General features: G+C 71.5%; 27 protein-coding genes and 3 tRNA genes. 12 read left to right on the forward strand and 18 right to left on the reverse strand.

Annotated elements, in window-relative coordinates; all coding sequences use genetic code 11:
• Nucleotides 1-11 precede the first annotated feature (11 nt).
• Nucleotides 12-713 carry a hydrogen peroxide-dependent heme synthase gene (hemQ, locus tag ACSQ2D_RS10250; RefSeq protein WP_435985849.1) on the forward strand — a complete coding sequence of 234 codons (702 nt, stop codon included), beginning with the start codon at nucleotides 12-14 and terminating at the stop codon, nucleotides 711-713.
• 57 nt (nucleotides 714-770) lie between these two features.
• Here hemQ and ACSQ2D_RS10255 read toward each other — a convergent pair whose 3' ends face one another.
• The 3 genes from ACSQ2D_RS10255 to ACSQ2D_RS10265 form a co-directional block, all read right to left on the reverse strand.
• Nucleotides 771-1,154 (reverse strand): DUF1707 SHOCT-like domain-containing protein, encoded by a 384-nt coding sequence (locus ACSQ2D_RS10255; protein ID WP_435985850.1) that lies wholly within the window; start codon nucleotides 1,152-1,154, stop codon nucleotides 771-773.
• 55 nt (nucleotides 1,155-1,209) lie between these two features.
• Nucleotides 1,210-1,656, reverse strand: coding sequence for a peptide-methionine (R)-S-oxide reductase MsrB (gene msrB, locus ACSQ2D_RS10260; RefSeq protein WP_435985851.1), 447 nt, complete (start codon nucleotides 1,654-1,656; stop codon nucleotides 1,210-1,212).
• Between the two features lie 178 nt (nucleotides 1,657-1,834).
• Complete coding sequence (locus tag ACSQ2D_RS10265) at nucleotides 1,835-3,160, reverse strand: vWA domain-containing protein (RefSeq protein WP_435985852.1); 1,326 nt, start codon at nucleotides 3,158-3,160, stop codon at nucleotides 1,835-1,837.
• Between the two features lie 291 nt (nucleotides 3,161-3,451).
• On the opposite strand from ACSQ2D_RS10265, the gene ACSQ2D_RS10270 reads away from it, so the two are divergent.
• Complete coding sequence (locus tag ACSQ2D_RS10270; protein ID WP_435985853.1) at nucleotides 3,452-4,633, forward strand: alpha/beta hydrolase family protein; 1,182 nt, start codon at nucleotides 3,452-3,454, stop codon at nucleotides 4,631-4,633.
• Between the two features lie 70 nt (nucleotides 4,634-4,703).
• On the opposite strand, the gene ACSQ2D_RS10275 is transcribed toward ACSQ2D_RS10270, so the two are convergent.
• Nucleotides 4,704-5,447 (reverse strand): dihydrofolate reductase family protein, encoded by a 744-nt coding sequence (locus ACSQ2D_RS10275; RefSeq protein WP_435985854.1) that lies wholly within the window; start codon nucleotides 5,445-5,447, stop codon nucleotides 4,704-4,706.
• Nucleotides 5,448-5,537: 90 nt separating this feature from the next.
• Here ACSQ2D_RS10275 and ACSQ2D_RS10280 point away from each other — a divergent pair, with 90 nt between their 5' ends.
• The gene (locus ACSQ2D_RS10280) at nucleotides 5,538-6,521 is read left to right on the forward strand and encodes a polyphosphate kinase 2 family protein (protein WP_435985855.1); all 984 of its coding nucleotides are present in this window, start codon (nucleotides 5,538-5,540) and stop codon (nucleotides 6,519-6,521) included.
• An 87-nt stretch (nucleotides 6,522-6,608) separates the two neighbouring features.
• Here ACSQ2D_RS10280 and ACSQ2D_RS10285 read toward each other — a convergent pair whose 3' ends face one another.
• The gene (locus ACSQ2D_RS10285) at nucleotides 6,609-8,249 is read right to left on the reverse strand and encodes an acyl-CoA dehydrogenase family protein (protein WP_435985856.1); all 1,641 of its coding nucleotides are present in this window, start codon (nucleotides 8,247-8,249) and stop codon (nucleotides 6,609-6,611) included.
• A 121-nt stretch (nucleotides 8,250-8,370) separates the two neighbouring features.
• Here ACSQ2D_RS10285 and ACSQ2D_RS10290 point away from each other — a divergent pair, with 121 nt between their 5' ends.
• From ACSQ2D_RS10290 to ACSQ2D_RS10305, 4 genes are all read left to right on the forward strand, one after another.
• Nucleotides 8,371-9,570 (forward strand): YihY/virulence factor BrkB family protein, encoded by a 1,200-nt coding sequence (locus ACSQ2D_RS10290; protein ID WP_435987843.1) that lies wholly within the window; start codon nucleotides 8,371-8,373, stop codon nucleotides 9,568-9,570.
• A 102-nt stretch (nucleotides 9,571-9,672) separates the two neighbouring features.
• Nucleotides 9,673-9,745 (forward strand) — tRNA-Gly (locus tag ACSQ2D_RS10295).
• Nucleotides 9,746-9,773: 28 nt separating this feature from the next.
• Nucleotides 9,774-9,844 (forward strand) — tRNA-Cys (locus ACSQ2D_RS10300).
• A 35-nt stretch (nucleotides 9,845-9,879) separates the two neighbouring features.
• Nucleotides 9,880-9,954 (forward strand) — tRNA-Val (locus ACSQ2D_RS10305).
• Nucleotides 9,955-10,150: 196 nt separating this feature from the next.
• Here ACSQ2D_RS10305 and ACSQ2D_RS10310 read toward each other — a convergent pair.
• The 7 genes from ACSQ2D_RS10310 to ACSQ2D_RS10340 all read right to left on the reverse strand — a co-directional run bounded on the left by ACSQ2D_RS10310 (nucleotide 10,151) and on the right by ACSQ2D_RS10340 (nucleotide 15,076).
• Entirely contained in the window at nucleotides 10,151-10,984 is an 834-nt protein-coding gene (locus ACSQ2D_RS10310) for a hypothetical protein (RefSeq protein ID WP_435985857.1), read from the reverse strand.
• Nucleotides 10,985-11,055: 71 nt separating this feature from the next.
• Nucleotides 11,056-12,285 carry an NRAMP family divalent metal transporter gene (locus tag ACSQ2D_RS10315; protein ID WP_435985858.1) on the reverse strand — a complete coding sequence of 410 codons (1,230 nt, stop codon included), beginning with the start codon at nucleotides 12,283-12,285 and terminating at the stop codon, nucleotides 11,056-11,058.
• Nucleotides 12,282-12,605 (reverse strand): hypothetical protein, encoded by a 324-nt coding sequence (locus tag ACSQ2D_RS10320; protein WP_435985859.1) that lies wholly within the window; start codon nucleotides 12,603-12,605, stop codon nucleotides 12,282-12,284. Before ACSQ2D_RS10320 ends, ACSQ2D_RS10315 begins: the two co-directional genes overlap by 4 nt.
• A 447-nt stretch (nucleotides 12,606-13,052) precedes the next feature.
• Complete coding sequence (locus ACSQ2D_RS10325) at nucleotides 13,053-13,373, reverse strand: ANTAR domain-containing protein (RefSeq protein ID WP_435985860.1); 321 nt, start codon at nucleotides 13,371-13,373, stop codon at nucleotides 13,053-13,055.
• Nucleotides 13,374-13,620: 247 nt separating this feature from the next.
• Nucleotides 13,621-13,965 carry a hypothetical protein gene (locus tag ACSQ2D_RS10330; RefSeq protein WP_435985861.1) on the reverse strand — a complete coding sequence of 115 codons (345 nt, stop codon included), beginning with the start codon at nucleotides 13,963-13,965 and terminating at the stop codon, nucleotides 13,621-13,623.
• Between the two features lie 161 nt (nucleotides 13,966-14,126).
• Nucleotides 14,127-14,666 carry an ABC transporter substrate-binding protein gene (locus ACSQ2D_RS10335; protein WP_435985862.1) on the reverse strand — a complete coding sequence of 180 codons (540 nt, stop codon included), beginning with the start codon at nucleotides 14,664-14,666 and terminating at the stop codon, nucleotides 14,127-14,129.
• Between the two features lie 212 nt (nucleotides 14,667-14,878).
• Nucleotides 14,879-15,076 carry a hypothetical protein gene (locus tag ACSQ2D_RS10340; RefSeq protein WP_435985863.1) on the reverse strand — a complete coding sequence of 66 codons (198 nt, stop codon included), beginning with the start codon at nucleotides 15,074-15,076 and terminating at the stop codon, nucleotides 14,879-14,881.
• A 282-nt stretch (nucleotides 15,077-15,358) separates the two neighbouring features.
• Between ACSQ2D_RS10340 and ACSQ2D_RS10345 the strand changes: the two genes are divergently transcribed.
• Entirely contained in the window at nucleotides 15,359-16,543 is a 1,185-nt protein-coding gene (locus ACSQ2D_RS10345; RefSeq protein ID WP_435985864.1) for a flavohemoglobin expression-modulating QEGLA motif protein, read from the forward strand.
• On the forward strand, nucleotides 16,540-17,538 hold the full coding sequence (locus ACSQ2D_RS10350; RefSeq protein ID WP_435985865.1) for a glutathione synthase: 999 nt from the start codon (nucleotides 16,540-16,542) through the stop codon (nucleotides 17,536-17,538). Before ACSQ2D_RS10345 ends, ACSQ2D_RS10350 begins: the two co-directional genes overlap by 4 nt.
• On the opposite strand, the gene ACSQ2D_RS10355 is transcribed toward ACSQ2D_RS10350, so the two are convergent.
• The 6 genes from ACSQ2D_RS10355 to ACSQ2D_RS10380 form a co-directional block, all read right to left on the reverse strand.
• Nucleotides 17,498-17,779 (reverse strand): hypothetical protein, encoded by a 282-nt coding sequence (locus ACSQ2D_RS10355; protein ID WP_435985866.1) that lies wholly within the window; start codon nucleotides 17,777-17,779, stop codon nucleotides 17,498-17,500. The genes ACSQ2D_RS10350 and ACSQ2D_RS10355 overlap by 41 nt on opposite strands.
• Nucleotides 17,780-18,292: 513 nt before the next feature.
• Complete coding sequence (locus ACSQ2D_RS10360) at nucleotides 18,293-18,640, reverse strand: YtxH domain-containing protein (RefSeq protein WP_435985867.1); 348 nt, start codon at nucleotides 18,638-18,640, stop codon at nucleotides 18,293-18,295.
• A gap of 153 nt (nucleotides 18,641-18,793) precedes the next feature.
• Nucleotides 18,794-19,534 carry a GAF and ANTAR domain-containing protein gene (locus ACSQ2D_RS10365; RefSeq protein ID WP_435985868.1) on the reverse strand — a complete coding sequence of 247 codons (741 nt, stop codon included), beginning with the start codon at nucleotides 19,532-19,534 and terminating at the stop codon, nucleotides 18,794-18,796.
• Nucleotides 19,535-19,610: 76 nt separating this feature from the next.
• Nucleotides 19,611-20,339, reverse strand: coding sequence for a glycosyltransferase (locus ACSQ2D_RS10370; RefSeq protein WP_435985869.1), 729 nt, complete (start codon nucleotides 20,337-20,339; stop codon nucleotides 19,611-19,613).
• Nucleotides 20,336-21,688, reverse strand: a complete 1,353-nt coding sequence (locus tag ACSQ2D_RS10375; protein ID WP_435985870.1) for a PIG-L family deacetylase — start codon at nucleotides 21,686-21,688, stop codon at nucleotides 20,336-20,338. Before ACSQ2D_RS10375 ends, ACSQ2D_RS10370 begins: the two co-directional genes overlap by 4 nt.
• Complete coding sequence (locus ACSQ2D_RS10380; RefSeq protein ID WP_435985871.1) at nucleotides 21,682-22,767, reverse strand: acyl-CoA dehydrogenase; 1,086 nt, start codon at nucleotides 22,765-22,767, stop codon at nucleotides 21,682-21,684. Before ACSQ2D_RS10380 ends, ACSQ2D_RS10375 begins: the two co-directional genes overlap by 7 nt.
• A 438-nt stretch (nucleotides 22,768-23,205) precedes the next feature.
• On the opposite strand from ACSQ2D_RS10380, the gene ACSQ2D_RS10385 reads away from it, so the two are divergent.
• The 3 genes from ACSQ2D_RS10385 (at nucleotide 23,206) to ACSQ2D_RS10395 (ending at nucleotide 25,609) form a co-directional block, all read left to right on the forward strand.
• Complete coding sequence (locus ACSQ2D_RS10385) at nucleotides 23,206-23,748, forward strand: hypothetical protein (RefSeq protein ID WP_435985872.1); 543 nt, start codon at nucleotides 23,206-23,208, stop codon at nucleotides 23,746-23,748.
• Between the two features lie 239 nt (nucleotides 23,749-23,987).
• Complete coding sequence (locus ACSQ2D_RS10390; protein WP_435985873.1) at nucleotides 23,988-24,731, forward strand: histidine phosphatase family protein; 744 nt, start codon at nucleotides 23,988-23,990, stop codon at nucleotides 24,729-24,731.
• Nucleotides 24,728-25,609, forward strand: coding sequence for an NAD(P)H-hydrate dehydratase (locus tag ACSQ2D_RS10395; protein WP_435985874.1), 882 nt, complete (start codon nucleotides 24,728-24,730; stop codon nucleotides 25,607-25,609). The genes ACSQ2D_RS10390 and ACSQ2D_RS10395 overlap by 4 nt, the downstream gene beginning before the upstream one ends.
• The last annotated feature ends 20 nt before the right edge of the window (nucleotides 25,610-25,629 follow it).

Here is a 25,629-nt window from a genome sequence, read left to right on the forward strand (position 1 = left end):
ATGATGGGGCCATGAGCGAGCGCCTGACCCCGGCCGAGATGCGGGAGATCAACGACACCATCCGCTACTGCATGTGGTCGGTGTTCAGCACCGTCACGCCGGTCGGCGACGACCGCGACGCGGTCACGGCGGACCTCGAGGCGTTCCTCGACGAGATCGCCGGCGAGGGTGTCGTGGTCCGTGGCATCTACGACGTCGCAGGCCTGCGCGGCGACGCCGACTTCATGGTGTGGTGGCACGCCGAGACGATCGAGCAGCTCCAGTCGGCCTACCACCGCCTCCTGCGCACCGAGCTCGGCTCGCACCTCGAGCCGGTCTGGAGCAACGCGGCGCTGCACCGCCCCGCGGAGTTCAACAAGAGCCACGTCCCGGCCTTCATGGCCGACGAGGTGGCGCGGAAGTACGTCTGCGTCTACCCGTTCGTCCGCTCCTACGAGTGGTACCTCCTCGAGGACGCCGAGCGCCGCGACCTGCTCCGCGAGCACGGCCAGATGGCGCGTGACTTCCCCGACGTGCGGGCCAACACCATCGCCTCCTTCGCCCTCGGCGACTACGAGTGGCTGCTCGCCTTCGAGGCCGACGAGCTCCACCGGATCGTCGACCTCATGCGCGAGCTGCGCGCGTCCCGCGCCCGGATGCACGTGCGCGAGGAGATCCCGTTCTTCACCGGACCGAAGGTCGAGCCGGCCCAGCTCGTCGCCAACCTGCGCTGAGCGCCGGCGACGCCCGCGTGCGCCGCTGAGCCCCCGCCTGCACGTGCAGGCGGGGGCTCAGTCGTCGATCGCCTTGGCGATCGCCACGATGACGGGAATGAGCAGGACGACGAGCCACGACTCGGTGCGCAGGAACGCGGCGAGCGCGATGAAGGGGGCGAGGCTCACGAGCACGCGCGCCACCCTGCTCCGTGGCCCCTGGCGGGGCGCCGACGGACGCGAGACGGCGCCGCCCCGCGCGGGCTCGAGCCGCGGACGTGGCTCGGGCAGGTCGACGAAGAGCTCGGTCAGGTCCCGCCGGACGACGGCGTCGGTCGCCCGGCCGCGCCGGTCCTCGTACTCGTTCGCGTCGAGGCGTCCCGCGGCGTGGTGCTCGGCGAGCGCGGCGAGCGCCTCGTCGCGCTCGGCACTGCCGATGCGGATGTCGCCATCGTCGACCATGGGACGAATCTAGGCGAGGAGTCCGGGCGACCGCAGCCCGTCGGCGGTCGGCCGGTCAGGCCTGCGCAGACGGTCCCTCGTCGGGCTGCAGGCGCAGCGAGATCGAGTTGATGCAGTAGCGCTGGTCGGTCGGGGTGTCGTAGCCCTCGCCCTCGAAGACGTGCCCGAGGTGCGAGCCGCAGCGGGCGCACCGGACCTCGACGCGCTTCATGCCGAAGGCGCGGTCCTCGATGTACTCGACCGTGTCACCGGCGAGCGGGGAGTAGAACGACGGCCAGCCGCAGTGCGACTCGAACTTCGTGTCGCTGCGGAAGAGCTCGCTGCCGCAGGCCCGGCAGGAGTAGACGCCCTGCGTCCTGGTGTCGGTGTACTCGCCGCGGAACGCGGGCTCGGTGCCGGCCTGTCGCAGGACCTTGTACTCGGCGGGCGTCAGGGCTGCGCGCCACTCCTCGTCGGTGCGCTGGACGGCATACGGCTTGTCGGAGGTGTTCTCGTGGCTCATGTCCAGACCAACGCCACGTCACCCGGGTTTGTGCCCGCCCGGCGACGACGTGGTCCTTACGAGGTCTTACGGGCCGGGTGCGGACGCGCCACGAGGGCCCCGGTGGGTGGCCGGGGCCCTCGTGCTGCTCGGCCCGGGGTGGTCGGGGCCGCGCAGGACCTTCATCGACGCGCTGGCGTCACTTCTTGTTCGGCGGGACGGTGCAGGTGGCCGTCGCCGTGTTGCCCGCGGCGTCCGTGGCCGTCAGGAGCAGGTCACCCTGGACGGTGACGTGCCAGTCGACCATGCCCTCGAAGGGGACGGACGACGGCGTCGCACCGAGCGCCTGCGTCATCTTGATGTACGTGCCGGGGTCGTAGGGACCGAAGGAGGCCCCCGTGGCGGTGTCGGAGACCGTCACCGTCGTGCCCGGCAGGTTGTCGTCGGCGACGAGCTGGTAGAAGCCGGCCTTCTTGTAGCCGGGCGGCGTCACACCGTCCGGGTTGACGCCGGGGCCGCACGAGACGGTCGGCGGCGTGACGTCGTTGACCTTGATGCTCACGGTCTGGACGAACTCCGGCCCGGCCTCGGCACCGTTGACGAGGAAGGTCGTCGTGCAGGTCAGCGTCGACCCCTGCGGGGCGTCGGCGGCGACCGTGATGGCCTCGTCGAGCACGACGTCGCTGCCGCTCGTCACGGTCTGGGGCAGGGACGGAGTGAACCCGATCGACAGGCCGGCGTCGCAGTCGACGTTCGCCGTCACCTCGGCGGGCAGGTTGCCCAGACCGGCGAGGATGGTGCTCGCGACGTTGCCCGGCGTCACGCTCGGGAAGAACGTGCCCGACGTGGCGTCGGCGATGCGCTGGGCCTGGCCGGTCGCGTTGAGGCCGTCGGCCCCACCGGACTCGACGTTGATGGCGATGACCTGTGCGCCGACCCCCGTGAGGGATGCCGTCGCGTCGGCCTCGCTGTGCCCGCCGCTCGGGTCGTGACCGCTCGCGTCGCCGAACCAGACGACGATGCGCGAGGAGTCGGGTCGGTAGGCGATGGCGCCGCCGCCGGACCCGACCTGCCACAGGGCGTTGAGCTGGCCCTCGGGGGTGTCGCCGCCCCCGGACGCGGACAGGCTGTCGATCGCGGTCTGGGCGGTGGCCTGGCTGCCCGTCAGGCCGGTCTCGACCTGGAAGAACTCCGCCCCGTCACCCTCGTCCTTGTAGGAGGCGATGGCGAACTGGGCCTGCGGCTGGGCTCCCTGGACCGTGGTGACGATCGAGCCCATCTCGGACTTCACGTTGTCGATCGCCGGCCCCATGCTGCCGGTCTCGTCGACGACGAGGACGATGTCGGGCTTGGGCGGGATCTCCGGCGTGCTGATCGTCTTGGTGACGTGGACGGTGTCGCCCGGGTCGACGGACGCGTCGTAGGTGGCCGGGCTGACGCCGGCTCCCATCGCGAGGGCCGGCGTGGCGACGAGCGCCCCGGCCGCCGCGATGCTGAGTGCGCCGCGGCGCAAGGTGGTGAACACGGATGTCCCCTTTCGTGGGACGAGACGGTGAGAAGCGGCGCGTGGACCTCGTCCTCGCACCCCGAGACGGCGAGGTGGTGACCGCGACCCCGAACGGGCGCCTCCTCGACCGCGACCGGCCCACGCGTGGGCCGGGGAACGATCAGGGGGTGCGGCACGCCGCCCGTGGGTCCCCGAGGCTCCCGAAGGACGGTGCGCCGGACGCCCGATTTGATACGCCTGTCCTGATCCGTGTGCGCCCGGCGGCACGCCCTCCCACGGCGTGCGCCGGTCGTTTGCGACGATGGCCCCGTGCAGGTGCGCCGTCTCGTCTCGCGTCCGGTGCTCGTGGCCGCGGCCGCCGGCACGGGTTCGGTGCTCGGCGCGGCCGGCGGTTCGGTGGCGGCCGCCGCGTACTTCGCACGACGCGTCATCACGCCCGACGAGCTGCAGCCGGACGACGTCGAGATCCTGCGCCACGACGCCGACACGGTCACCTTCGGCGTCACCCCCGAGACCGTCGTGCCGGGCCGCTACGGCGTCTGGCTCGACGGGGGAGCGGGCCACGCGCGGGTCGGTGAGATCGTCGACGCGGACCCCACGTCGGTGACGCGACGGCTCGTGGCGGTGGACCGGGGAGCCGTCGAGACCGCGACCGCCCGCTGGAACCAGTACTACTTCTGGGACCGCCCCTCGGTGAGCCTGGGCCTGCCCGACGAGGACGTCAGCATCCTGTCCGACGTTGGCCCGCTGCCGGGCTGGGTGGTGCGCCGTGAGGACGGCACGACCGGGGCCGACTGGGCCGTGCTCGTGCACGGCCGCGGTGCGCGCAAGGAGGAGACGCTCCGGGCGGTGCCGGTGCTGCGCGAGGCCGGGTGGACGAGCCTCGTCGCCGCCTACCGCAACGACCGCGACGCCCCGCGTGGTCCGGACGGGCGCTACAACCTCGGGCTGTCGGAGTGGCGCGACGTCGAGGCGGCCATGGGGTATGCCGTGTCGCACGGTGCCCGGCGCATCCTCCTTCTCGGGTGGTCGATGGGCGGCGCCATCGTGCTCCAGGCCCTCGACCGGTCACCACTGTCGGACTACGTCGTCGGGGTGGTGCTCGACTCCCCGGTCATCGACTGGGGCGTCGTGCTGCGCCACCACGGGCGGCTGCACCGCGTGCCCGGACCGCTCGTGCGGGTGGCCACCGACCTCATGGGCTCCCGTCGCACACGTCGGCTCGTCGGGGTGCACGAACCGATCGACGTGGCCCGCACCGACTGGGTCGCGCGCGCCGGCGAGCTGCGGCACCCCATGCTCGTCATCGCCTCGGACGGCGACGACTTCGTGCCGATCGGGCCCGCGGTGGCCCTCGCAGGGCGGCGGCCCGACCTCGTGCGCCTCGAGCGGTGGGACACCGCGCGGCACTGCCGCGAGTGGAACTACGACCAGGACCGCTGGGAGCGCGTCCTGCGCGAGTTCGTGAGCGTGTTCGCCGAGGGCCGCTGAGCGCTCGTCGTAGGGCGTCAGACGCCGCCGAGCGCCGTCGTGCGGCCTGGTGCGGCGTCGTGCGGCTTCGTCACCGCCTGACGAACCAGCGTCCCATCAGCGTCGCGTCCTGCTCGACGAGCACCTCGAGGTCGAGGTCGGCGGGCGTGCCCTCGGGGCCGACCGGGCGCGGGTGCTGGCCGCCGACGACCTGCGGGGCGATGGTGAAGCAGAGCTCGTCGAGCCGACCCGCCGCGAGGAAGGACCCGAGCAGGCTCGGCCCACCCTCGGTGAGCACGTGGTCCCAGCCGCGAACGTGCAGCGCCTCGACGAGGGCCGCGACGTCGACCACGTCGTCGCCGCAGACGAGGACGTGGTCCTCACCGAGGTCACGCCTGGCCGAGTCGAGTCCGGCGGCCGAGGCCGGGACGGCCATCAGTGCCCGGCCGTCCCGGCATCCGCTCAGCGTCGGGGGGACGTGCCCCTGGTTGCTCACGGCGACGAGGGGCAGGGCGTCCGGGAGGCCGCGGTCGCGTCGCAGGTCGACGAGCGGATCGGCCACGGACAGAGGCGGATAGCCCTCGGCGCGGATCGTGCCTGCGCCGACGACCACGACGTGGCTCAGGGCTCGCAGCACCTCGAAGACGACGTGGTCGGCGTCGTTGTTGATCGAGCCGGAGCGTCCGTCCGCGCCGGTGGCGGCGCCGTCGAGGCTGGTCACCATGTTGCACCGCACCCACCGGTCCCTGGGCGGTGCATAGGCGCTGAAGAGCCCGGCCGCGTCGAGGTCGGAGTGGGCGGGCAGGCCGGAGCGACCGGGCACGAGCAGGCGCATGGGGCCAGTATCGACGACGGCCCGGGACGCCGCGCGGATCGGTGACCTCACATCCCGTCGCACCGGTCTCCGGTCGGGCAGGATGACGCCATGGGCAAGGGCGCGAAGGGCAAGGGCAAGAAGTCCGGGAAGTCGTCGGGCAAGGAGGGCAGGATCTCGAGCAAGAAGGCGGCCAAGGAGCTGGAGGCCCAGGTCGCCGAGGACGAGGTCATCGCGGCGCACGAGGAGGCGGCCGTCGAGGAGATCAAGGACGTCGCCAACGCGCTGAAGGTCGGGAAGGGCTTCGTGCTCGCCGACGTCGACACGTCCGGCACCCCGGGTTTCACGGGCGACAAGATCGCGGGCAAGGCGGCGCTCAAGGCCTGTGAGGCCGAGCTGTCCGACCTGCTCGAGCGGCTCTTCGCCGCGTCGACGGCCGGCTCGAGGCAGTCGCTCCTGCTCGTCGTGCAGGGCATGGACACCTCGGGCAAGGGCGGCATCATGCGCCACGTCATCTCCGTCAACCCCCAGGGCGTCAAGGCGACCGGCTTCAAGGCGCCGACGAAGGAGGAGCTCGCGCACGACTTCCTCTGGCGCATCGACAAGGCCCTGCCCGGCGCCGGCCAGCTCGGGGTCTTCGACCGCTCGCACTACGAGGACGTCCTCGTCGTGCGGGTCCACGAGCTGGTGCCCGAGGCCGTGTGGTCCAAGCGCTACGCCCAGATCAACGCCTTCGAGCGCAGGGTGATCGCGGCCGGCACGACCGTCATCAAGGTGATGACCCACATCTCCAAGGACGAGCAGAAGGCGCGGCTCATGGAGCGCCTCGACCGCCCCGACAAGCACTACAAGTACAACCCGGGCGACGTCGACGAGCGCAGCCACTGGGGCGCCTACATGGAGGCCTACCAGGCCGTCCTCGACAAGACCTCGACGGTCGGTGCGCCGTGGCACGTCGTGCCGTCGGACCGCAAGTGGTACGCCCGACTCGCGGTGCAGCAGCTCATCCTCGAGGCCCTGCGAGGGATGAACCTCCAGTGGCCGCCGGCCGACTTCGACGTCGAGGCAGAGAAGAAGCGCCTGTCGGCGAGCTGACGCGCTCGGCGCCGCAGGGGGCGCAGACCCGAGGACGTATGCCGCCCAACGGGTTTCGCGTGGTGCCGCGGTTCGCCTCTTGGTTCGTCAGCCGGCTCGGTCGATGACGGTCGCCGCGGCCCCGGCGAGGTCGACGTCGAGGGAGCCGAACGAGTGTCCGCGACGGCCCGCGATCCGACTGGCCACGAAGGCATCGGCGACGGGGCCGGGGGAGTGCTGGACGAGCAGGCTGGCCTGGAGGGCGAGCGCCAGCCGCTCGACGACGACACGCGCGCCGAAGGACGCCTCGGCGGACGAGGGGTCGAGCGAGCGCGCCTGTGCGAGTGACGAGTCCACGTGCGCGTCGAGCTCGGCGCTGCGGCCGCGGACCTCGTGCAGCTCCTTCGTCAGCGCCTCCAGGGTGGTCGGCTCGCGGGTCACGGCACGCATGACGTCGAGGGCGTTGACGTTGCCCGAGCCCTCCCAGATCGAGTTGAGCGGCGCCTCGCGGTAGAGGCGCGCGAGGCCGTTCTCCTCGACGTAGCCGTTGCCGCCGAGGCACTCGAGCGCCTCGGCCACCATGGGGGCTGTCCGCTTGCACACCCAGAACTTGCCGAGGGCCACACCGAGCCGGGCCAGCTCGGTCTCCCCGGTGTCGACGGCGTGGGCGAGCCGGAGACCGAGCACGGTCGCTGCCTCGGCCTCGAGGGCGAGGTCGGCCAGCACGTTGCGCATCAGCGGCTGGTCGACGAGGAGCGCGCCGAAGGCGGTCCGGTGACGGGCGTGGTGCACCGCTCGGGCCACGGCGTCACGCATCGTCGCCGTCGAGCCGAGGATGCAGTCGAGGCGGGTCGCGCCGACCATGTCGATGATGGTGCGAACCCCACGACCCTCGTCGCCGAGCCGGCTGCCCCACGTGCCGTCGAGCTCCACCTCGCTCGAGGCGTTGGAGTGGTTGCCGAGCTTGTCCTTCAGGCGCTGGAGGGCGAAGGGGTTGCGCGTGCCGTCGTCGAGCGCACGCGGCACGACGAAGCAGGTCAGGCCGTCCGGCGCCTGGGCGAGCACGAGGAAGACGTCGCTCATCGGCGCCGAGCAGAACCACTTGTGGCCCTTCAGCCGGTAGGTCTCGCCCGGCAGGGCCCCGCCGGGGGAGGCGACCGCCCGGGTCGTGTTGGCGCGCACGTCCGAGCCGCCCTGCTTCTCCGTCATGCCCATGCCGGCGATCGCCCCGGCCTTCTGCGACACGGGCCGGATGCCGAACTCGTAGTCGCGGCTCGCGAGGGCCGGGAGCCAGTGGGCACCCAGGGTCGGGTCGTGTCGCAGGGCCGAGCCGGCGGCATACGTCATCGAGACGGGACAGCCGTGCCCGGCCTCGACGCGTGACCACAGGACGAAGCCGGCCGCGCGGCGCACGTGGGCGCCCGAGCCGGCGGGCGACGTCCACGGCTCGGCCGTGAGGCCGGCCCCGACGGCCCGGGTCATGAGCCAGTGCCACGACGGGTGGAAGTCGACCTCGTCGACGCGGTTGCCGCGCGCGTCGTGGGTGCGCAGGACCGGCGGGTTCGTGTCGGCGAGGCGGCCGTGCTCCTGCGCCTCCGGGGTGCCGGCGAGGGACCCGAGCGCGGCGAGGTCCGAGACGGCCGCGGGGCCTGCCCAGCGCTCCACCGCCTCCCGCAGCGCGACGTCGTCGGAGAGGAAGTCGCCGCCGACGAACGGGGGCACCTGGTTGGTCACCTCGTGTGTGCTCACCCCGCCGAGACTAGGTGCCGAGCGGGTGGCCCGACCCGTCGGGCGCGTGTCGTGCCGGTCACGCGTGCCGCGGGTGGTCGTGGCCCCGTTAGCCTCGGAGACGATGAGCGTGCGGACGAGGATGCGGGCAGTGCTGGAGCGAGTGCCGTGGGGCGTCCCGCTCGCGCGGCTGACCCTGGAGACGATCCGGGTGTGCCTGCGCTACCGCGTCACCGGCCTCGCGGCCGAAGGCGCCTTCTTCATGCTGCTCAGCCTGCCGCCGCTCGTCCTCGGGCTCTTCGGTGGGCTCGGCTTCGTCGGCGGCTGGATCGGCGCCGACACGATCAACAGCATCGTGTCGGCCATCGAGGTCTACGCCTCGCGCTTCCTGTCCGAGTCGAGCATCAACGAGCTGCTCCTGCCGACCATCGACGACGTGCTCAAGGGCGGCCGTGTCGACATCATCTCCGTCGGCTTCATCCTGTCGCTCTGGTCGGGGTCGCGAGCCCTCAACGTCTTCGTCGACACCGTCTCGATCATGTACGGGCAGAAGGACGCTCGCGGTATCGTCCACATGCGCGCCTTCAGCCTGCTGCTCTACACGCTCGGCATCCTCTCGGCGATCATCGTGCTGCCGCTCATGCTCCTCGGGCCGGGTCTGCTCGCCTCGTGGCTGCCCGACGCGGCGGCGACCGTGACCAAGGCGCTCTTCTGGCCGACCCTCATCGTCTTCAGCGTGCTTCTTCTCGCGTCGATGTACCACGTGTCGACCCCGCGACGGAGCCCCTGGCGGCGCAACGTGCCGGGTGCCCTGCTGGCGATGGCGATCTGGCTCGGCGCGTCCTACGTCGTGCGGATATCGCTCGAGGTCTCCATGGGCGGCTCCTCGATCTACGGCCCGCTGAGCACGCCGATCGTCCTGCTCATCTGGCTGTACGCGCTGGCCGTGGCCATCCTCATCGGCGCGGGCCTCAACGCGGCGGTCCGCACCCTGTGGCCCGTCGACCTGCACGAGGGCGCGGACGTGCGGCTGGTCAACTGGGCGATGGAGGGTGCCGGTGGGCTCATCGCCCGCGCGGAGCCCGAGACCAGCGACGGTGGACCGGGGTCGGACACGGACCCGCCGGCGACCTTCGACGGCGTCGACGTACCAGCCGCAGACGCCGGCGCGCACGCGCGTCGAGGGCGCGACCAGCAGTACGAGAGCACCGACCACGGGCCGATCAAGACGGCGATCCAACGCAGCGTCGGGGAGGGGGCGCGGGAGGTCGAAGCGACCTCTGAGCAGGCCTCCGGAGAGGCCTCCGACCCGACCTCTGACGAGGCCGCGCGGCGGCGCTGAGGTGCTGGCACGGGGCCGACGACAGCCGGTTTTGTATCTCGTGGATCGATCGGCTAATGTCTACCAAGCACCGAGCGGGGAAGTTACACCGCTGGTGTTCCCGCGGACGTAGCTCAGTTGGTAGAGCGCAACCTTGCCAAGGTTGAGGTCGCCGGTTCGAGCCCGGTCGTCCGCTCGGAGGCAAAGATCCACTTGCCTTCCACGGTGGAGTGGCCGAGAGGCGAGGCAGCGGCCTGCAAAGCCGCGTACACGGGTTCAAATCCCGTCTCCACCTCGGTGAGACACCACGCAGTACCAGCAACACCCCAAGGGCGATTGGCGCAGCGGTAGCGCGCTTCCTTGACACGGAAGAGGTCACTGGTTCAAACCCAGTATCGCCCACCAGCACGAGACAGCCCCTGACCAGCGGAGACGCGGGTCAGGGGCTGTCTCGTCACGTGGCCACAGGCGGGCCGAGTCGTCATCGCGTCGTGGCGGATCGCCGCCAACGGCCCAGGTTCTGCTCGGTCGCTCTCTGCCGGAGGCGGGCCGTGTCCGCAGCCTTCGTCCGAAGCCGGGGGCGCCGACGATCCCACCGTGCTCAGAGGGGCGGATGTCGTGCGTCGCCCGCTCCTGGGTCCTCGGACAGGTCGTGCGGATGTCGTGGCGCGGCCGCCTGGTCGAGCCGGAGGGCGCCGTGGGTGGTCTCGAGCCCGATGACGTGCTCGATCGCGACCACGCGGTCGTGCCGTTGCCAGATGCGCACCAGGCGGCGCACGAGTGCCGGTCCCTGCGTGCGGTCCGTGGAGTAGCCCAGCTCGGAGCCCGCCAGGTGTCGGGTGTAGACGACCCAGCGTGCCCGGAGGGCGTCGAGGCGGTGCCCGGGCGGGCGGCTCACGCAGCGGACCTCACTGACCCGGCCGACGAATGTCCCGTCGGGCGCCAGCACTGTCCGTCCGATGAGGGAGCTGAGGCCACGAGCACCTTCCAGCGGTGCCCGCACCGGTAGCGGAAGGACGCCCGCCACCGTCTCGGCAACCGACGGGGGCTGCTTGCCCGTGGCCAGCTGCTCCGCGTCACCGGTCGCACCCGGCAGGCGGGAGATGACGTGCTCGCGCAGCCACAGCTCCAGCCCGAACGTGCTCGACAACGCCTGTGCGGCAGCGAGGTTCACCTCGATCACGGACCCGATCGAGGTCACGTGGGCGAGGGGCAGCACAACCGGGGTCGGGTCCGAGGACGGGTGCAGCCGCCGCCACACCGCGTACACCCATCGGCCGAGCAGGCCGGGGAGGCGCTGGCTCAGCGCCGCGGGTCCGACCATGAGCCCGGTGACGAGCCAGCCGGTGTCGTCGCTGATCATCTCGAGGTCGTCGACATTGCCCAGCAGGGCCCCGTCGGGGCCGACGATCTGGTGGTCGAGCAGCCGCAGCACGGCGTCATGCGGTCCCGCCCTGTGGGCTCGTCCCGAGCTCTCAGCGGCATCACGGCCGTCGCGGGCGGAGCTCACTGTCCGGCCCTGGTGACGATCATGAGGGGGATGGCGGCGACCGCAGCGACAAGCACCACGACGAGGTATACGGTGCCGAGGGTGTTGGCCAGCCGCCCGTTGACGTGGCGGCCCATGTAGGTGCGGTCGTTGGCGACGACGAGGATCGGGAAGTAGGTCAGCGGGAGCGCGACTGCGCTGAAGACGACCGAGTACTCCGTCAGCATGATCGGGTCGATGGTCGTGAGCAGGACCCCGACGGCGACGACGGCGGACAGCAGCACGACCGAATGGAACCGGGCGGCCTTGAGCGGCGCCACGAACTTGCCCCACTGCCAGCCCAGGTACTGGGCGATGCTGTAGCCGACGGACAGACCGGTCTCGCAGGCCGCGCCGAACGTCGCCGCGAAGAAGCCGATCAGCACGAGAGCGATCCCGAGCACGCCGAGGGCCTGCCCGACCGGCATGCCGATCTGCCCCAGACTGTCGACCTCGACACCTTCCGGCTGGTAGACCACCGCTGCGACTGCGGCGATGGCGACCGACAGCAGTCCGCCCAGCGGGAACCCGATGAAGACGTTGGCGCGCATCGTGCCCAGGTCGTCGCTCGTCCAGCCCTCCTCGACGCCGCCGGAGGAGAAGAAGAACACCTCGTACGGTGTCATCGCTGCCCCGAAGAGCGCGACCGCGTAGTAGAAGTACGTCGTGTGGCTCTCGTCGTGCGGGACGAACGGGCGGGACGCCTGCCGCCACAGGTCGGCCCAGTCCGGCTGGAGCTTCCACAGCGCCACCGCAAACACGACGAGCGCCAGACCGGCAAGGCCGAACGCGTTCTCGAGGACGGCGAACTTGACCCGCCACAGAACGATCCACACGGCCGCCCCGACGACCGGGATCCACAGGTAGGGGTTGACGCTGGTCGCGAGCTGCAGCGCCAGCGCGACCCCGCCGATCTCGGCGATGAAGGTCAACAGCGTGACGGCCATCGAGGCGAAGAGGTTGAGCAGCCCCACCCTCGGGCCGAGCCGTTCTCGCACCAGGTCGAACGTGGCCCGGCCGCTGACAGCCGCCACTCTGCCGGACATCTCCGCGAAGACGCAGATGCCGATGATGCCCAGCAGCACGACCCACACCAGGGCAAGGCCGAACCTGGCGCCCACGAGCCCGTTCGTGACGAGGTCGCCGATGTCGACGAAGCCCCCGATGGCGGTCAGGATGCCGAGCGCGATCGCGAAGACCTTCTTCACGACAGCCCCTCGGAGCGTTGCTCCATCCGGTCTGCCAGGCCGCGCAGCGTCTTGACGCTGTGCATCATCGCGGTCCGATCGTCGTGCCGAAGCGCGATTCTGGCCGCGGCCAGCGCGTCCCCCGCATCGGAGAGCAGAGCAGTCACCTCGTCGCGGAGGCGTGCGTCGGCCGTCGACGGCGGATCCACCGCCGCGAAGCTGTCCTCGACGGGACCGATGGCGTCCTCGCTCTCGGTCACCACCGTGTCCGCGTACGGTCGCGGAACCCGGGCGTCCAACACGTTCTGCAGCGCCAACGCGCTGGTGCGGGTGTCACTCACAGCCGAGTCCAGGGAGTGGATCGCGTTGCGCTGGAAGGCTCCCGAGTCAAGGGCCGGTGCCACGCATGCGGACAACGCTCCCGTCAGGGCGAGGGCCAGCGCCAGCCGGCCGACAGGGCGGCGCACAGGACGAGGCGCCGACTCCGCCCGTTGCTCCGGGGCGGAGCTCACTGCGTTCCCCGCAACACCCGCCACGCCAGATAGCCGAGGGCCGCCGCGTAGAGCAACCAACCCCCACCCAGCGCGAAACCCTCTGTCATGCAGGTCCCCGTACCCAGAACCGCCTCGGCCAGAGGTGGCGTGCGGATGCGTGTGTCGAGCGCGGCGGATCCGGTCCAGAGGCGACGTGGTTACGGTGCGGACTCGACGATGGTTCGTGTCGACGACGTGCTGGTGGTGTTCTGCTCGAGGGCCCGGCTCCAGGGGTGGCGGGACCTCGACTGGCCCCTAGCTCCCGGACACGGGGATCCCCGGTGCGAGCTCCGGTCCTCGTCGTGGGTACTCGGGCAGACAGCCTTGCTCCACCACATCCGAGGCGACGTCGCGTAGCTTGCGGTTGTGGTTCTGGCTGGCCTGCCGCAGGAGATCGAACGCCTCGTCAGGCCCCAGCTTGTGGATCCCCATGAGGATGCCCATGGCCATACCGATGCGCCGGGAGGTCTCCAGGGCACGCTTCAGCTCGTCAACCTCGACCCTGGCTGCGTGCAGAGCGCACATCAGCTCTTCAGTCGTCCCAAGTGCCGGTCTCGGGACTGCGATGACATTCATGTGACCCATCGGGACACCTTGCTCTTCGTTCCACAGCGGCCCCTTGTTCGACCGTTCGCCCCGGAAGCTTTGACAATATCCCCGAAGCGCCCGCAGGTGGGCCGTACGACTGTCACGCTGGCAGCTGGCGGGTGCTCAGGGTAAGCGCGCTACACGGTCGCCACCGGGATTGAGCAGCCAGTCCTGGTGGCGACCGGAGCGACGTGACCCACGTGCGCGTCGCGCGCCTCGCTACGTGCGGATCGCGTCAGCCGGCCTCGGGGATGGTGTCAGGCAGGCTCGCCCACCACCCGGTCGAGCGTGCGGCCTCCCAGTCGTCGACGCCGACGACGACCAGGTCCGGATAGACGCCACGGTCGTCCGCGAGGAAGCGGCGCTTCGCGATGGCTTCGTTCTCGAGCCCGAGGAACGCGACGCAGAGACCCTCTCGGTGGTGCGCGAAGGTCACGTTTCCTGGATGGTTCTCTTGCGGGACTCGACCTGTGTCGGCTCGACCTACATCCGCGACGCTCCTGGCGTCGAGGCTGGCGTCGAGGCGACCGACGTACAGCACTCGGGTTCCGACGGGGTCGGCGGTCGTGAGGGGACGCATGCTTCTCCTTCGCATGGAGTGGACGTGCTTCGTCAGTCAGATGGACCCCGTGCCCGGTGTCGAGCACGGGGTCCACCGGTAGGGCGGCGGTCCACCGACCGTCGCGCTCCCTGACCGGGCGAGATCAGACCCGGTGTGCAGCGGGGCGTGGACGGCGGTGCTCAGAGGCCGAGCAGGCGGTTGAGCAGGTTCGCCAGCCCGGTGATGCCGTTGCCGTCGAGCAGACCTGCGACGGCGCAGAGCAAGTTGCCGAGCAGGTTGCCGGCCCCGGACTGGGCGGTGATGTCGAGGACCACCTGGTTGAGGTCGACGACAAGACCGAGGACGTCCAGGTGCAGCGGCCCGAGAACGAGGTTGAGGATGTCGCACGAGCCGGCCGTGGTCGCGGTGGCGACAGTCGTCGTGACCGTCTGTGTCACGGGGATGACGGCGCCCGTCAGCGTCGTCAGCGTGCCCGTCACGACGCCCGTGACCGCGAGCTGCCCGTTCTGGTTGGTGAAGGAGGTCGGAGCGAACGAACCCGTGAACGTGCCGACGCCTGCGATGACCTGGTTGATCGTCGAGGACGCCGTGGTGCGCGGGGTGCTGGCCGCCGGGGCAGCCGCAGGGGCGGCGGATGCTGCCGAGGCGGGGACAAGCCCGAGGGCTGCGGTCGTGGCCAGAGCGGCTCCGGTGGCGCACAGCTTGGTGGCGAGCTTCATGGACGTGACTCCTTGATCGGTGGTCGGCCTCGTGGGCCGTCGGTCACACCTGAGGAGTCCGTCGCCCGGCCAGCATGACGTGGAACTCGTGAATGCGTCAGCCCTCCGTGCGCCCTTGCCGGTCGCGCCGGAGCACAGGCACGCAGCATTCTCGGTCGGACTCGGTGGTGTGTCCGCGTCATGCACGTGAGGTCAAGGCGTCCCGTTGAGGGCTAGTCCTGGACCGGGTCCTGCCCGGTGGACTCGTCGCGCGGCGCCGAGTGCGTGATCCAGCTCTCGAACTGGGCTCCGCACGAGGCGCACGTGTAGACCGCGAAGGCGTCGGTGGCCTCCTGGTACGGAACGGCTGCAGGGCTGCGGGTTGCCCCGCACGTCGGACACGTGGGCTGGCCTGTCTTGTCGTCACTCATCATTCGTTCGTCTCTGGCGGCTCGCGCCGAAGACGCTCCTTCCGCTGAGGGATCGCGATCGAGCCCATGACCTTCCTAGTGCGTACCCGCACACCAAGGCGCTACCCATGGCGCTGGCGGTACGCGCACTCCGGGTCGACATCCATGGGAAAGTGCCATTCGAGGCAATGGTCGGACTCGTCCGCCCCACCACCGACGAGCGCAAGCCGCTCTGGACCGGGGACTGTGATCGTGCCGACCGTTACGGCTGCTGGGTCTCACGGGCTTGGGTAAGTACATGGGGTGTCACCTCTCACGCAGCAGCAGTTCGGGCCTGCTCTCGAGATCGATGCTCGTCTCACCGGCCTCGAACGCACCGTGGACCTGCTTCTGAATCTCACGCCGGTCAACGCGGCAGAAGCGTGGCTCGACTTCGAGCGCAGTGACTGGGGCAGTGCGCCAACGCTTCGCCTCCGGCCGCTGGGGTTCGACCCGGACCTGGTGCGGCGTGATCTCTACCGTCTCGAGATCGAGAACGTCACCGACCCCGCACTGCACGCGCTCCTGCGGTCCAAGCGGGACGAGATAGCCAGACAGGTCACGGCATTGGAGGACCGCGACACCTCGCGCTTCGTCTACGGGTCGCTGCAGCTCTACGGAGGGATCACCCGGTCCTTGGCCGCGGAGGCGGAAGAGCTGCTTCGGCTCATCCCAGCCCAAGCCCCTAGTGGGCGCAGCGTCACGGCCGGAGCGTTCGCGGAGGCGGCCCGGGCAGAGTTCCATCGGTACGGCGCCAGGTATCCGGGCTTCCCTGTGAACGTCCATGTGCGCGAGGACATCTCGGAGCTGATGGTGTCGTTCGGTCATCTGCTCATTCCCGAGGCCGCGGCGATCAGGGCCGACCGCGTCGAGGCGTTGCTGCACCACGAGGTCGGCACTCACGTCGTCACGTACCAGAACGGTGCCAGGCAACCGCTGAAACTCCTGACGATCGGGCTGCCGGGCTATGACGAGACCCAGGAGGGACTGGCCGTGCTGGCGGAGTACCTGGTCGGCGGGCTGGACCCGCGGCGCCTACGCGTGCTCGCGGCGCGGGTCGTCGCCATCGACCAGATGCTGCACGGCGCCGACTTCCTGGAGATCTTCGAGTCCCTGAGAACCGACCATGCGATACCGGCGCGGACCGCGTGGTCCATCGCCATTCGCGTCGTCGTGGCGGGTGGGTCCGTCAAGGACGCGATCTACCTCCGGGGGATCTCGCGCCTCCTCGACCTGCTGGCAGAGGGCGTCCCGCTGGACGTCCTGTTCGTCGGCAAGCTCGCGGTCGACCACATCCCACTCATCCAGGACCTGCTCGACCGCGAGGTGCTCGAAGCGCCATGGGTCCGTCCGCTCTGGCTGGACGTTCCCGGGGCGCAGGAACGACTGGACCGCATCCGCGCGGGCATGTCCGTCACCGACCTCTACGAAGGAGCCGTGTCCGCATGAGACTTGCCTTCCTCGTCAACGACATCGCCACGGAGATCGACGAGTACACGACGACCCGGCTGGCGAGAGCAGCCGCCCAGGGTGGCCACGAGGTGTGGTACCTCGGAGTCGGGGACGTCGAGCTCGGCGAGCAGAACGGACAACTGCTCGCTCGTGGGCGCACCGCGACGTTCGCCGGCGGTGACACGCTTCGAACGTTCCTGGCCCGCATCCAGGAGGGCGACGCCGAACGCATCGTCCTGGACGACCTCGACGCCGTGGTGCTGCGCAACGAGTCGATCGATGACCTGCAGGAGCGCCCCTGGGCCAGCCCACTCGGTGCCGTCTTCGGCCAGATGCTCAAGGCCAGAGGTGTCGTCGTCGTCAACGACCCCATGTCGCTGATCCGCGCCACCAGCAAGCTGTACCTCGAGGAGTTCCCCGAGAAGATCCGGCCCCGATCACTGGTGACGCGGGACCCCGACGCGATCGAGCGGTTCGTGCGCACCGTCGGTCACTCCGTCGTCAAACCCCTCTACGGAGCCAAGGGTCGAAACGTCTTCATGATCAAGGACGCCGACGAGACCAACCTCGCGCAGATGACCGAGGCGGTGCTGCAGGACGGCTACGCGATCGTCCAGGAGTTCATCGACGGGGGAGAGCGCGGTGATGCACGCATCTTCGTCCTCGAAGGACGCATCCTCGAGCGCGACGGAAAGCTCGCAGCGTTCCGGCGAGTCCCCACCGGAAACGACCCCCGGGCCAACATCAGCACGGGCGGGCGCTCCGTTCCGCTGGAGGTGAGCGACGTCGAGCTCGCTGTCGTGGACGCCATGAGCGAGAAGCTCATCGCCGACGGGATGTTCCTCGTCGGCCTCGACGTCATCGGGGACAAGGTGCTCGAGATCAACGCCGAGAGCCCTGGAGGGATGCAGAGCGTCGAACGGCTCTACGACGTGGACGTGTGCCCCAGCGTCATCGAGGCCCTGGAGCGCCGGACACAGTCGATCCGTTGACCACGCCGCAGGGGCTGCTCAGCGAGCTGTGGTCGGCGTCGCCGGGCAGGTCGGTCCCGTGCAGGACGATGTGCAGGTTCGCCAGGTTCTTGGCGACCTCCTTGGGCACGACGACGCTGCGGCGGTAGCTGAGGTTGCCGTCGGCGTCAGCCGAGACGAACCGCTCCAGGGTGAGTCCGCTGGACGGGCCGGTGTCGCCGGCGCCATCAGCGGGGCCGTCGGGGCCCCGCCCGGTCGTCACGGGAGGTCATCGGGCCGGCGACGTCCGCCACATCACCGCGAGCTCGGAACGGATCGCCAGGGAGCTCGGATGGCGCGCTCAGATCGGTTTCGCGGAGGGAAATGAGGGAGTTCGCGGTCGCTCCGCCGAGGACACCTGTCAGCGGACCGGGCACGTCGTGACTGACCTCGCCCGGTGCAGGTCCATCCGATGGTTCACGCGCTGGCTGGCGTCCTGGCTCCAACGGAACGAGCCTGGCTCGAGCGAGGTCCGCCGCTTGCTGTTGTGGAGGGGCTTTGCGGGACGGCGACCACACTGGTCAGCCGCCGTCCCGCACCCTCCCCATCGCGTCTGCGCCCGGGTGTTCCAGGCGACGTCACTGCTCTGGTGGAGCGCTCACGCACTCAGCCTCGAGTATCACGTCGTCACCTACTACATCCACGCCTGTCGGGTTCTGTTACGCCGAAGCGCAGGGGCGACACGTCGCTCGCAGAGTCGGGGCCGGAGTCCGGCGCCCGACCGGGTGGCAGACGATCAGGGCAGCGGGCCCTTGGGCCCGTGGTCCTTCTGGAACTGCACGGCCTGCTCGACACGGTCCTCCGCGTTCTCCGGGCGCGAGTCCGCGGGGTCGGCGTCGGTGGAACCCGAAACCGCCGAGGTGACCTTGTCGGTCGCCGTCCGGGCGGCATCGGCCACCTTGTCCGCCACGACCGGCGCCTGCTCGCGCACGAGCTGGGCACCCTGGTGCGCCTTCGCCTGCACGCGGGGGTCGTCCTTCAGCTGTCCGATGGCGCGCATGAACTGCTCGTACGGCTCCCGACCGGCCCGCGAGCCGAGCAGGAATCCGACCGCGCCGGCGGTGACGATGAGCAGTCTCTTCATGAGGGGCCTCCGTGTCTCAGGGGTCGGCTGCCCTGGGCCGGGCGCCGACGATCTTCTTCAGCCATACCCACCACCGCCCCGTTCAGCATCAACGCCAGGACGGGTCGGCCCCGACCGTTCGCCACGGCGGTCGTCCGGCTTCGTGCGTGAAGGTCACACGTCGGGCAGGGCTCCGGTCGCGAGGAGGTCGGCCGCCACCTGCACGAGCTTGCGGTTGGTGTGCTGGCTCGCCTCGCGGAGCATCTGGAAGGCCTCGTCGCGCAGGATGCGGTGCCGCTCGACGAGGATGCCGATCGCGGCGCCGATGGTCCGGCTGTGCTCCAGGGCCGACTGCAGCTGGACGGAGCGGTCGTCGCTGCGGGCCGCCTCGACCGCGATGGCGGCGTGCTCGGCGACGAGAGTCGCCCGCGCGACCGACGCCTCGTCGAACGAGTGGGGCCGGGCGCTGTAGAGGGTGAGCACGCCGAGGGTGGCGCCGTGGAGGCGCAGCGGGACCGACAGCACCGCGCGGATGGGTGTGCGTGCGACGAGCTGCGTGGCGTATGCCGTGAACCTGCACTCGTGCGCGAGGTCGTCGCACCGCACGACGTCTCCGGCCTCGAAGGCGGCGAGACCGGGACTGTGCCCCGCCTCGGCCGCGACCTCGGCCACCGTCTCCATGAGCGCCTCGTCGGTCGAGTCGGCCAGTCGGGCCCGTGTGCGCGTGAAGTGCTCCGCGACGGCGACGGCGGCCCAGTCGCAGGGCACGAGGTCGACCGAACCCGCGGCGATCTCGTGGAGGGTGGGCAGCACTCCGGGTGTCTCGGCCAGGGTGCGGGCCAGGGTCGTGAGGACGGTTGCGGCGCCCAGACCGGACGTGGCGCCCACCGTGGTGTCGGGGCGGTTCGTGGTCATAGGTGCATGATGGCACTGCGGCGGCCCGCTGGGGGGTCACGGAGCCCACGGGGCCGGGCTCTTGCCGCGGCGTTCCTCAGCCCGTGAGCGAACCCTGGGCGGTCAGGGCCCCGAGGTAGTCGGCGAAGCCACCGGGCGTGCGTCCCCGGGTGCGTCCCGAGGTGCGCACGTGCACGGACGAGGTGGCCAGACAGCTGGCGCCGGAGGCCCGGACGCGTTCGACGAGGCCCACGTCCTCATGGACCGCGAGCGGCTCGAAGCCCCCGGTCGCCCGGTAGGTCGAGAGCCGGACGCCGAGGTTGGCTCCGTGGACGTGCGGGTGACCGTCGCGCAGCTGGTGCAGGGCGTGCCAGCGGGCGAGGGCGTCGGGGCCGAGCTCGTCGTCGGGCTGCACGGTGCCGGTGACGAGGTCGAGTCCGGTGTCGGCGAGCATGACCTGGCGCACGAGCCAGTCGGTCGGTACCGCGCAGTCCGCATCCGTGCCGGCCAGCCAGTGACGACCGGTGTCCGGTTCGGCGACGTGAGCCGTGGCGACGGCCACGCCGTGGGCACGAGCCGCACCGACGCACCGGCGGTCGACCTCGACGACGGTGACGTCGCGGTGCCGAGCGGCGACCTCGCGCGAGCGGTCGACGCAGGCGTCGAGCACGAGGACGACGCGTGCCCGGACGTCGGGCCGGGACCGGTGCAGCTCGGCAACGGCGTCGTCGAGGGAGCCGAGTGCACGAGGCAGGAGCGCCTCCTCGTCGTTGGCCGGGACGACGACGTGCACGTGGGTCACCGGACGGGGGAGGCGAGCCGTCACGGCGACTCCGCCCGGTGCGCCGAGGACGTCGACAGCACGTCGAGCCGGAAGTCGCCCTCGATGTGGGTGGCGACGACGGGCAGGGCGGACGTGCCGGTCCACAGCTCGTGGACCCGAGGGCCGTCGAGGGGCCAGCCCCGCACCGGGTGTCGCCAGTGGCACAGCACGACCGCGCCGTCGTCCGTGAGGGAGGCGTCGACGCGCGTGACGAGCCGCCGCAGTCGCGCGGGGCTGAGGAAGTATCCGATCTCCGAGACGACGACGAGGTCGAAGGGTCCGTCGGGCCAGTCCTCGGGGACGCTGCCGTGCAGGACCTCCACGTTGCCGACCCCCTGCAGCGAGGACCGCGCGGTCTCGACAGCCGCTTCGCTCTCGTCGACGACGACGAGCTGGTCACACCGTGTCGCGAGGTCCTCCGCCAGGGCCCCGACGGACCCGCCGACCTCCAGCGCGCAGCCGTACCGCTCGTGGGGGAGGGCCGCCAGGGTGACCGCCCGCTTGCGCTGCTCGTACCAGCTCGTCCGGACCTGCCACGGGTCGCTGGACGAGGCGTGGAGCTCGTCGAGGCTGTCGTCGGCGGGCACGTCCAGCCGGAGGAAGACCTCGAAGGGGCGCGCGAAGTGGGCGAGCATGTCCCCGTGGAGCACGGCCTCGTCTCCGGGCTGCTCTGAGACCGGAGCGACCTGCGTGCGGTGCAGTGCCACGGCCTCCTGCTTCGCGGCCAGCACGTCGGGGTCGAGCGCGAGCGCGTGGAGGTCGGCCCACGGGGCCTGCTCCGGCTCGCACCAGTGCCACAGCCACACGGGGTACTCCCACAGCTCCGCGTCCGTACGCCGGCACGCCACGCCCGCAGCACGACCGGCCGCGTCGTGGTCGGCGTGGCCGTCGTGCCGCCACGGCGCGACGACGACGGTGTCGGCGCCGCGCTCGCCGACGACGTCGACGAGGCCCGTGACGGTCTCGTCGGCGTGGACGGCGAGGTGGCCGTCGGGGAGACCGAGCCGCTCGATCGTCGCGGACGGTGCGAGTCGGGCCAGCGCCGCGCGGGACTCCTCGACCCTGAGTCCGGCAAGGTCGTGGCTCGACAGGGTGGGGGAGCCGGGATGCGACGCCTCGCCGTCGGTGAGCAGCACGACCGTCACCTCGAGCCCGGCTCGAGCGGCGAGAGCGATGAGTCCGCCGGCGGCGAGCGTCTCGTCGTCGGGGTGGGCGGCGACGACGACGAGTCGACGGCGCCCCGACAGGAGCGCGTCGGCCGACCTGAGGTCGCCCCACTCGGGTCGCTCGCTCCACTCGGTCTCTGCCGTGCCCGACTCGGTATGCGTGAAGGCCCGCGCGCCGGTCACCACGGTCCGCCGCCGGTGTCGCCGTCGCCGTGGATGTCGCCCCCGGCGTCGTGGACGTGACCGCCGAGGACGTGGCGACCGAGGGCGGCCTCGTCGCGCTCCGCGTGCTCCTGCCTCAGGTAGAGCTGCAGGTCGGCGACCCGCGCTGCGTGGTCGTCCTCGAGCGCCAGGGGTGCCGGTCCGGTCGCATGGCCGACGCGCTCGACGACGGACTCGGCGACCCGGGACACGACGTGCCGCACGCGCAGGGCGAGCAGTGCGCCGTCCTCGCCCGCCGCCCGGCCGTCGTCGACCCGGTAAGCCGCGTCGGCGAGGCAGGTCCGGGCCGCCCAGAGCCCGGCGTCGACGGCCCCCACGTGCATCTGCGCGATCTGGTCGGGCTCGCGTCCCCGGCGCAGCAGGCGGCGGGCCACTCCCACCGCACCGCCGTACCAGACGGCCGCCACGCCCATGCCGCCCCAGGCGAAACCGGGGCGCTCGAGGTACCAGCCCGTCGGCCCGACGGGGACCGCCTCGGCGCCGTCGAAGTCGACCGGACCGCTGGGCACGGCGGTCAGACCCCGGGCGAACCACGCCGAGGGCTGGACGGTCACGCGGTTCGAGGGGCCCAGGCGGACGGCATACAGCCGTCTGGTGGTGTCGCTGTCCCAAGCGGTGACGAGGGCGTGTGACAGTGATCCGGCGAGCGAGCACCACGGCTTGGTCCCGTGGAGCCGGACGGTGCCGGGCGCGTCGCCGGAGGCGTCGCGGGCCTCGAGCCGGACACCGGGGCCCTCGGCGGCGAAGACACCCCACGACGCATCGTCGGGCACGGGCGCGGGGACGGTGTGCCCGGCCGAGTGGGCCTCCGCGAGGATCGCCAGCGCGTCGAGGTGCGGCTCGAGCGTGCGGGCCGCCGTCAGGTCGACCGCCGCGACGGACGCCAGCGAGTCCCACAGGGTGCGTGTCGAGCCCGAGCCGGGCAGCGGGAAGGCGTCGGGCCAGGCCCGCACGAGCTCCGTCGTCGCCACCGGGTCGCGCCCCTCCCGGAGGCGACCACGGAGGTCGTCGACGAGGACCTCGAGGCGAGACGGCGACGTCACGCCGTCCCCGAGGCGCACCGCCCCGGTCACAGGAGGGGTCCGGGCGGCGTGGCGGAAGGCTCTGCGCGGTGGCTCACCGGCTGCACATACCCAGCAGCGGGGCGCCCCCTCGGAGGGGCCCACCGAGGTCGCACGGGGCGGAGGCAATCACCGCGTGAGGCCGCGGTGCCTGCAGCGGCCGGAGCACGAGACCGGAGATGTGCGACTGAGCCCGCCCGGGGTGGGTAGGCCGTGACCAGCGGCGTCGCTCCTCCGATCCTCCCCTGTGGTCTGGGGGGCGGCGCCGTCGGGGTGCGGGGCGCGTTCTCGCCGGGGACGCGTTCTCGCCGGGGACGGGTACCCGCCGACGTGAACCCGGACGCGTCCGTAGGCCCTGAGCGGGTACGGCACAGTCTCACCGGCATCGCGCCGCACGGCGCACGACCACCAGGACTCAGCATGACGGCATACAGCACCATCATCCGCGCCACCCACGTCGTCACGAACGCAGCGTGGTTCGGCGGCTCCCTGGCGGGGGCCATCGCGCTCGACCCGGCTTCCCGCAGGGCTGACGCCGCCCGCCAGCGTGCCCAGGTCGCCGACGAGGGGTGGCGGCGGTGGGGGCCGGTGCAGGGCGCCGCCATCGGTCTGCACCTGCTGAGCGGGATCGCCATCCTCGCCGACAACCGCCACCGCGTCGTCGCGCACCCCCCGACGGCGGTCGCCGTCGTCCTCAAGACCGCGCTGACGGGGACCGCCATCCTCGTCAGTGCCGAGGCCTACCGATCCGGCGCCGAGCTCGAGGAGGCGCTCGAGGGCTCCGAGACGGATCCGGCTGCGCAGGACCGGGCGCGCAGGCTCGCCAGGCGGATGAGATGGCTGCAGTGGGCCACGCCGGCGGCCACGGCAGTCCTGCTGACGCTCGACGCCTATCTCGGCGAGCAGCAGCGCGGCGTGGCCGGTCTGCTCGACCGACCGTCCTCTGCAGGGCGCACGTCCTGAGCCCCGCGTTCAGCTTCGCGTGCGAGCCCCGCTGCTGGACAGGGTGCTACGCAGGCGGTCTGTCCACCCACCGGTGAGTACGCCGGCGCGGTCGTCGGGGTGTTTTGCGGTCGCGGCCACGGGTACCTGTCGGGCATGCAGAGCCATCTCACGCCCTCCGGCCCCCAGAGTCCCCGGCGACGCGTCCCGGGCGAGCCGAGATGCTGAACGGAGCCGGCGGGCCCGGTCGTCTGCCGACGATGGACACGCTCGTCCTGGTCCGCCACGGCGAAAGCGTCGGCAACGTCGCGGATGCCCGAGCCCGCAGTGCCGGCGCCGGCCGTCTCGACCTCGACACCCGCGACCCCGACACCCCTCTGTCCGAGCGGGGCGAGCGGCAGGCGACGGTGCTGGCCCAGCACGTCGCGACAGCCGAGGCGCGCCGCCCCGACGTCGTGCTCAGCTCGCCGTACCTGCGGGCGGCGAGCACGGCACGCGTCGTCGCGGCGGCGGTCGGGCTGGAGCCCGTCTGGGACGAGCGGCTGCGTGAGCGTGACCTCGGCGTCTTCGACGGACTGACCGGTTCGGGCATCCGGGCCAGCCATCCCGACGAGGCCGAGCGAAGGTCACGGCTGGGGAAGTTCTACTACCGTCCGCCCGGCGGGGAGAGCTGGACCGACGTCGCGCTGCGGGTGCGCCATCTGCTCCTCGACCTCGCCCTGACGCACGCGGGCCGCAACGTCTGGGTCTTCACCCACCAGGCCGTCATCATGAGCTTCCGGCTCGTGCTCGATGGTCTCGACGAGACGACCCTGCTCGACCTGGACCGGACCCAGCCGCTCGCCAACTGCTCGCTGACGCGGTACCGAGGCACCCCGGGAGGAGCGTTGGAGCTCGAGTCCTTCGCCGACACCCGCCATCTGGAGGAGGCTGCCGTCGAGGAGACCAACGAGGCATCGGCGACCGAACCCATGGCTCCGCACGAGGGAAGGACGCCACGGTGACCGAGGAGCGTCCCGTGCACGTGGACGACGGCCTCCTGCGGGGGTGGCGACTGCCAGAGCCCGGAGGCGACAAGTCCGACCGTGGCACGGTGCTGGTCGTGGGCGGGTCCCGGCAGACGCCGGGCGCGGTCCTCCTCGCGGCCGAGGCTGCGCTGCGGGTGGGGGCCGGCAAGGTGCAGGTGGCCACGGCCGCCGACACCGCTGCAGCCGTGGGTGCCGCGCTGCCCGAGGCGTTCGTCGAGGGACTGCCCGTCCTGCATGACGGCGATCTGGCCGTCGCGGGTGCCGACCGTGTGCTCGAGCTCGCGTCCGGTGCAGACGTGGTCCTCTTCGGTCCAGGCCTCGGTCACCCGCAGAGCGCGAATCTCCTTGCTGCGCAGATCGTTCCGCACCTCGACTCTCAGCTGGTGCTTGATGCCCTCGGGACGGCATACCTCACGGGTCGTCTCGACGGAGTACGCCATCTGACCGGGCGCGTCCTGCTCACCCCCAACGTGACGGAGCTGGCAGCGCTCCTGGAGATGGAGGAGGACGACGTCTCGGAGGACGAGCTCGACGCGGTCCGCACGGTCGCTGACACCACCGACGCCGTCGTCCTCGGTGGGGGAGAGGTCTCGTACGTCGTCCGTCCGGACGCCGAGTCGTGGTCCTGCGACTCCGGGCCCTCGACCCTCGCGACGGCCGGGTCAGGGGACGTCAAGGCCGGAGCGGCTGCCGGGCTGCTCGCCAGGGGAGCAGCACCCGAGCAGGCGGCGGTCTGGACCGCCTGGCTGCACGCCCGCGCGGGGGAGCTCCTGCTGGACCTGCAGCCCGGGTTCCTCGCCCGAGACGTGGTCCGCGCCGTGCCGAGGGTGCTCCACCGCTTCGAGTCCGCCTAGCGCCTGGAGGCCGACCGGGT

Origin of the sequence: Terrabacter sp. LjRoot27 (genome assembly GCF_964254175.1) — a bacterium.
GTDB lineage: Bacteria > Actinomycetota > Actinomycetes > Actinomycetales > Dermatophilaceae > Terrabacter.

What these genes read in the sequence shown, in the direction of transcription:
- ACSQ2D_RS10290 (WP_435987843.1), top strand. Translation starts at nt 8,371, where the DNA reads ATGCGGGCAGTGCTGGAGCGAGTGCCGTGGGGCGTCCCGCTCGCGCGG.
- hemQ (WP_435985849.1), top strand. Translation starts at nt 12, where the DNA reads ATGAGCGAGCGCCTGACCCCGGCCGAGATGCGGGAGATCAACGACACC.
- ACSQ2D_RS10365 (WP_435985868.1), bottom strand. Translation starts at nt 19,534, where the DNA reads ATGACCACGAACCGCCCCGACACCACGGTGGGCGCCACGTCCGGTCTG.
- ACSQ2D_RS10340 (WP_435985863.1), bottom strand. Translation starts at nt 15,076, where the DNA reads ATGAGTGACGACAAGACAGGCCAGCCCACGTGTCCGACGTGCGGGGCA.
- ACSQ2D_RS10325 (WP_435985860.1), bottom strand. Translation starts at nt 13,373, where the DNA reads ATGAATGTCATCGCAGTCCCGAGACCGGCACTTGGGACGACTGAAGAG.
- msrB (WP_435985851.1), bottom strand. Translation starts at nt 1,656, where the DNA reads ATGAGCCACGAGAACACCTCCGACAAGCCGTATGCCGTCCAGCGCACC.
- ACSQ2D_RS10390 (WP_435985873.1), top strand. Translation starts at nt 23,988, where the DNA reads ATGGACACGCTCGTCCTGGTCCGCCACGGCGAAAGCGTCGGCAACGTC.
- ACSQ2D_RS10280 (WP_435985855.1), top strand. Translation starts at nt 5,538, where the DNA reads ATGGGCAAGGGCGCGAAGGGCAAGGGCAAGAAGTCCGGGAAGTCGTCG.
- ACSQ2D_RS10385 (WP_435985872.1), top strand. Translation starts at nt 23,206, where the DNA reads ATGACGGCATACAGCACCATCATCCGCGCCACCCACGTCGTCACGAAC.
- ACSQ2D_RS10360 (WP_435985867.1), bottom strand. Translation starts at nt 18,640, where the DNA reads ATGAAGAGACTGCTCATCGTCACCGCCGGCGCGGTCGGATTCCTGCTC.
- ACSQ2D_RS10350 (WP_435985865.1), top strand. Translation starts at nt 16,540, where the DNA reads ATGAGACTTGCCTTCCTCGTCAACGACATCGCCACGGAGATCGACGAG.
- ACSQ2D_RS10330 (WP_435985861.1), bottom strand. Translation starts at nt 13,965, where the DNA reads ATGCGTCCCCTCACGACCGCCGACCCCGTCGGAACCCGAGTGCTGTAC.
- ACSQ2D_RS10275 (WP_435985854.1), bottom strand. Translation starts at nt 5,447, where the DNA reads ATGCGCCTGCTCGTGCCCGGTCGCTCCGGCCTGCCCGCCCACTCCGAC.
- ACSQ2D_RS10255 (WP_435985850.1), bottom strand. Translation starts at nt 1,154, where the DNA reads ATGGTCGACGATGGCGACATCCGCATCGGCAGTGCCGAGCGCGACGAG.
- ACSQ2D_RS10335 (WP_435985862.1), bottom strand. Translation starts at nt 14,666, where the DNA reads ATGAAGCTCGCCACCAAGCTGTGCGCCACCGGAGCCGCTCTGGCCACG.